The 5,320-nt window shown below is 66.2% G+C and carries 6 protein-coding genes; 4 read left to right on the forward strand and 2 right to left on the reverse strand.

All coding sequences use genetic code 11. The annotated features are described in order from the left end of the window. The coding region (locus tag VGH54_RS01825) for an acyl-CoA dehydrogenase family protein (RefSeq protein WP_331510225.1) at positions 1 to 411 on the forward strand (411 nt) is incomplete at its 5' end. Between the two features lie 8 nt (positions 412 to 419). Here the strand turns inward: VGH54_RS01825 and VGH54_RS01830 are convergent. Continuing rightward, on the reverse strand, positions 420 to 764 hold the full coding sequence (locus tag VGH54_RS01830) for an OB-fold domain-containing protein (protein WP_331510226.1): 345 nt from the start codon (positions 762 to 764) through the stop codon (positions 420 to 422). Positions 765 to 830: 66 nt separating this feature from the next. On the opposite strand from VGH54_RS01830, the gene VGH54_RS01835 reads away from it, so the two are divergent. From VGH54_RS01835 to VGH54_RS01845, 3 genes are all read left to right on the forward strand, one after another. Beyond that, a complete protein-coding gene (locus tag VGH54_RS01835; protein ID WP_331510227.1) occupies positions 831 to 2,024 on the forward strand; it encodes a thiolase family protein in 1,194 nt (397 codons plus the stop codon). Positions 2,025 to 2,046: 22 nt separating this feature from the next. Beyond that, the gene (locus tag VGH54_RS01840) at positions 2,047 to 3,513 is read left to right on the forward strand and encodes a FadR/GntR family transcriptional regulator (RefSeq protein ID WP_414688619.1); all 1,467 of its coding nucleotides are present in this window, start codon (positions 2,047 to 2,049) and stop codon (positions 3,511 to 3,513) included. Between the two features lie 176 nt (positions 3,514 to 3,689). Further along, a complete protein-coding gene (locus VGH54_RS01845) occupies positions 3,690 to 4,172 on the forward strand; it encodes a homocitrate synthase (RefSeq protein WP_331510228.1) in 483 nt (160 codons plus the stop codon). Here VGH54_RS01845 and VGH54_RS01850 read toward each other — a convergent pair. Continuing rightward, a partial coding sequence (locus VGH54_RS01850) for a cytochrome P450 (RefSeq protein WP_331510229.1) occupies positions 4,169 to 5,320 on the reverse strand: 1,152 nt, incomplete at its 5' end. The two genes, VGH54_RS01845 and VGH54_RS01850, sit on opposite strands and share 4 nt — an antisense overlap.

Raw genomic sequence — 5,320 nt, forward strand, 5'->3', positions numbered from 1 at the left:
GGCAGCGGATCCTTCTACGCGGGTTTGGCCACGCAACTGGTTCAACAGGTCAAGGATCAGCCGGATCGGTTGGCGGGCGGGCGAACTCGGGTCGGCCGATACCTGGCCGAGGAGAATGTGCTGCGGTTGCTGAACCTGCGCCGTGTCGCGCGCAGCGTCGAGGGGGCGGCCCCGGGTCCGGAAGGCAATGTCACCAAGCTGAAACTGTCCGACCACATGATCGAGGGCGGCGCGATCACGACCGCGCTGGCGGGGCCCGAAACCGCATTGCACGACGGTGCCGGCGCGCTGGCGGGCCGACTGGTGATGAGCGCTCGAGCCATGGCCATTGCCGGCGGCACCTCCGAGGTGACTCGCAATCAGATCGCCGAGCGGATCCTGGGCATGCCGCGCGACCCGCTGATCAACTGACGCAGCGCTCAGGCCGGCGCGAAGCGTGCCGCGCCGCCCGGGCCGGGCTCCGGCAGGGCCTCGACCCGCATCCCGCAGGTCACTGAATCAGGTTCGCAGTCAACGATATTGGCTGCCACCCGAAGTCCGTTCTGCTCGGCGAGCTCGACGAGGGCGATGACGTAGGGCGTCGGGATCTCCGGGTTGAAGGCGTGATAGTTGACCGTGTAGGTGAATACGGTGCCCTGCCCCGACACCGGTCGCGCGACCAGTGGGCCACCGCAGTCGCGGCATTGACCGGCCGCGGGATGGACCCAGTGCGCGCAGTTCTCGCAGTGCTCGATGAGCAGCTGAGACGTTGCCTCGGTTGACACCGGGAATACAGTACACTCAATTGCCTCGGGTTGGTGGGCAGCGGGTTGGTCTAACGGACGGCGCAGATGAGCTACTTCGAAAAAGACGCGATCATTTCCGGCATCGGTATTTCCCGAATCGGCCGTCGCACCGGCATTCCCGGGCTGGACCTCACCATGGAATCGGTCCGGGCCGCCATCGACGACGCCGGCCTGGCCCCCAGTGATATCGACGGAATCGCCACGCTGGGCGACACTCCCGCCGCCGAGGTCAACGCGGCGCTGCAGATCGATGCCGCGGACTGCGGGACGGGGTTCAGCACCGGCGGTCTGCTGAACCCGGTGATCTCGGCGTGCCGCGCGGTCTCCGAGGGTCATGCGCGGCACGTGATCATCTATCGGACGATCCAGATGCTGGGCGGCACAGTCCCGGTGAAGCAGGACGAGAACGCGCCCGCTCCGCCGCTGGCGAGGATGTTCGACACGCCCGAAGGCGAGACGCCACCGGTCGTCGGCCCGATGGACGATGTCAACGATCTGGTTGCCGCGCAAGCGTATTCCGCCGCGAACTGGCTGGCGCTGACGTGCCGCCGGCACATGGAGTTGTACGGAACCACCAAAGAGCAGCTGGGCTGGCTGGCGGTGAACAGCCGGCGTAACGCGGCGCTGAACCCCCGCGCGGTGTACCGGGATCCGATGACCATGGCGGACTATCTCGCCGCGCGACCGGTGTCGCTGCCGTTTGGGTTGCTGGACTGCGACGTGCCGATCGACGGCTCGATCGCGGTGGTGGTGTCGGTGGCCGGCTATGCCGGCGACTGCCCGCATCGGGCGGTGAAGGTGGAGGCGGTCGGGGGCAGCAATGGCGCGGGCGGCTGGTTCCACCGCGCCGACTATCCGAAGATGGCCTCGGCAGATGCAGCGGCTCAGATGTGGTCGCGGACCGATCTGACGCCCGCCGACCTGAACCTTGCAGAGCTGTACGACGGGTTCACCTTCCTCACCTTCGCCTGGCTGGAAGCACTGGGCATCTGCGGTGACGGCGAGGCCGGTCCGTTCGTCGACGGGGCCGAGCGGATCGCCCTGAACGGCGCGCTGCCGTTGAACACCTACGGCGGCCAGCTCTCAGCGGGCCGCATGCATGGCTATTGGCTGCTGCACGAGGCCTGCCTGCAGTTGCGGGGCGAGGCGGGAGAGCGCCAGGTGTCCAGCCGGCCCGAGGTCGCGGTGGCCGCGGTGGGCGGCGGACCGATCGCCGGATGCATGTTGCTGACATGCTGAGTTGGCTTGTGCGAGGCGGTAATTGAGTCCCGAAGCTCTTCTGCATGCCGGAGCCGGTACCGCTCCCGGGCGCCGGCCCGATAAGCGCGCTTCGCAGATTGCGCGTCGCATCGAGGCTGACATCATTCGGCGTGGTTGGCCGGTCGGGCAGTCGCTGGGGTCTGAGCAGTCGCTGCAACAGCGTTACCGGGTGAGCCGGTCGGTGCTGCGGGAAGCCGTCCGACTCGTCGAGCATCACCGGGTCGCGCGTATGCGTCGCGGGCCTAACGGCGGGCTGCTGGTGTGCGAGCCTGACGCGGCCCCGGCCACTCACGCCATCATCATCTACCTGGAATACCTGGGTACCACGATCGGCGACCTGCTGGATGCGCGGCTGCTGTTGGAGCCGTTGGCGGCATCGCGTGCGGCGGAGCAGATCGACGAAGCGGGCATCAAGCGGCTCCGCGCCGTACTGGGCGCTGAGCAAGACCGGAACCCCGACCTGGCGGCGCCGAGCGACGAGTTCCACGCTGCGCTGGCGCAACAGTCCAAAAACCCTGTCCTGCAATTGTTTATCGATATCCTCATGCGGTTGACCGTTCGGTATGCCGAAGATTCGCGGCTGAACTCCGCCAGCGACGCACTCGAGGCCATCGGCCACAGGCACCGCGAACACGCGGCCATCGTCGCCGCGGTTACCGCAGGCGACACCGCGCGTGCCATGACGCTCAGCGAATGCCACGCGGAGTCGGTGACCACGTGGCTGCAGGACCATCACCACCCGGGTAGCTGCGCGCGCACGTGGCGCGGATCCGGCCGCGAAGCGCCGCAGGGCAAGCTCGCCGAAGTGTTGGCCGCCGCGATCCGCGATGACATCGCCAGCAGCGGCTGGCAGGTGGGGGAGGTCTTCGGATCCGAGGTCGCGCTGCTGGAACGCTATCGGGTGAGCAGGTCCGTGCTGCGAGAAGCGGTGCGGCTGTTGGAATATCACGCCGTTGCCACCACGCGGCGCGGGCCCGGCGGCGGGCTGGTGGTGGCAGAACCCCAGGCGCAGGCCAGCATTGACACCATCGCGCTGTATCTCCAGTACCGCCAGCCTCGTCGCCAAGACCTGACGTTGATTCGCGACGCCATCGAGATCGACAACGTCGCTAAAGTCGTCCGACGGCGCGAGTCACCCGAGGTGCGTGACTTCCTCGACAGGCACCGGTTGCTGATCGAAGAAGCCGGTGACGACCCCCGCAAGGCGGGCGTCGAGGAGTTCCTATTCCACACCGGGCTGGCGACGCTGGCCGGTAACGCCGTGCTCGAGTTGTTTCTGCGGATTCTTGTCGAGCTCTTCCGCCGGCACTGGGCAAGCACTGAGCAGCCGATCCCGAGCCACGGCGACCTCCTCGACGTGCGACACGCTCACCTGCGGATCATCGAGGCGATCGCGCAGGGCGACGACAGCCTGGCCCGTCATCGCGTCCGGCGTCACCTGGACGCCGCCGCGTCGTGGTGGCTGTAACCATGCGCGATAAATGAAGTTGCGCAGTCGGCTGATCTGCGTCTACCCTCGGCGACGTGCCACATCTTCTCGCAGTAGCCAGCACCCGCAGCGGGGTCTGATCCAGACCGACCCCCCGCTGTGGGTCGGAAGCTACTACCTGTCGGTCACCCCTCCAGATCAGAGAAGACCGGCACATGACAATCACCTCCGCTCCATCCGAATCGTCAGTCCTGCGTTTTGACGGCATTGCGCTACCGCGGGGACTTCGGGAAGACGCCGACACCATGTCGTGGAGCACATTCACCGCCACCTATGGGCCAAGCGCCGGCCCGTTGCGGCTAGGACACTGGCACTGCACTGACACCGATCACCGGGCGACGCGACTGGGAACCAAAACGTTCCAGGCCACGCTGTCGCTTGGCGATCGCATCGAAACCGCCACCGCCACCGCAACCGGTCCGGTCGCGGCACTGACCGCGATGCTGTACGAGCACGGCGTCTCGGTCGAGATGCTGCGGTTCCATCAGCTGCAGTCAGACGACACGACCGCGACCTTCATCCAGGGCACCGACGGCTGCCGGGCCGAGTGGGCGATGGGCTACTCGGCGGATCCGACACAATCCGCGCTGTCAGCCGTCATCGCCTGCGCGAACCGGCTCTGCGCGGAGAACCGCTAAAGAGGCCGCAGCACGATCGGCATGCCGTCCATCGGGATCGGCATGCCGCCGTAGTCCCATTTCGCCTGGTAGCCCGGGCGCGGCAACTCAAGCCGGTAACGGCGCAGCAGCCGGTGCAGGATTATCTTGATCTCCAGCTGGCCGAACGTCATCCCGATGCACTTGTGCGCGCCGCCGCCGAACGGCGTGAACGCATAACGGTGCCGCTTGTGCTCGCTGCGCGGCTCGGTAAATCGGTCGGGGTCGAATTTCAGCGGATCTGTCCAGATCTCCGGCAAGCGATGGTTCATCCCCGGGTACGCGATGACGTTCGTGCCTGCAGGCAGGTAGTAGCCCAGCAACTCGGTGTCGCGCACAGTCCGGCGCATCCCCCACTGCACCGGCGTCACCAGCCGGATCGCCTCGTTCATCACCAAATCGAGCGTTTCCAGCTTCTCCAGTGACTCGATGTCCAACGGACCGTCACCGAGCCGATCGGATTCGTCGCGGCAGCGTTCCTGCCACTCGGGGTTGGCGGCCAGGTGGTAGGCCATCGTCGTCGAGGTCGATGTCGAGGTGTCGTGCGCGGCCATCATCAGGAAGATCATGTGGTTGACGATGTCCTCGTCGGAGAAACTGTTGCCGTCCTCGTCCTCGGTGTGGCACAGCACAGTCAGCAAGTCACTGCCCTCCTTGCCGCGGCGCTCCTTGACCCGCTCACGGAAGTAGTTCTCCAGCAGCTCACGGGCCTGCAGACCGCGCCACCAGGTAAACGGCGGCACGCTGGTGCGGATAACCGCGTTTCCGGCGCGGGTGGTGATGGTGAAGGCCTTGTTGACCTTGGTCACCAGCTGATGGTCCGTGCCGGGCTCGTGACCCATGAACACCATCGACGCGATGTCGAGGGTGAGCTCTTTCATCGCCGGGTAGAGCAGAAAACGTGGATCATTGGCTACCCAGTCGTTGGCCACCACCTGCGAGACGACCTGGTCCATCTGCTCGACATAGCCGACCAGCCGGGAGCGGACGAACGCTTCCTGCATGATCCGCCGATGGAACATGTGCTCCTCGAAGTCGAGCAGCATCAGGCCCCGGTTGAAGAACGGGCCGATCACCGGCACCCAGCCCTGCTGGGAGTAGTCCTTGTTGCGGTTGGAGTAGATGACCTG

The sequence above is a fragment of the Mycobacterium sp. genome, from assembly GCF_036488105.1.
In the GTDB taxonomy this organism is placed as follows: Bacteria; Actinomycetota; Actinomycetes; order Mycobacteriales; family Mycobacteriaceae; genus Mycobacterium.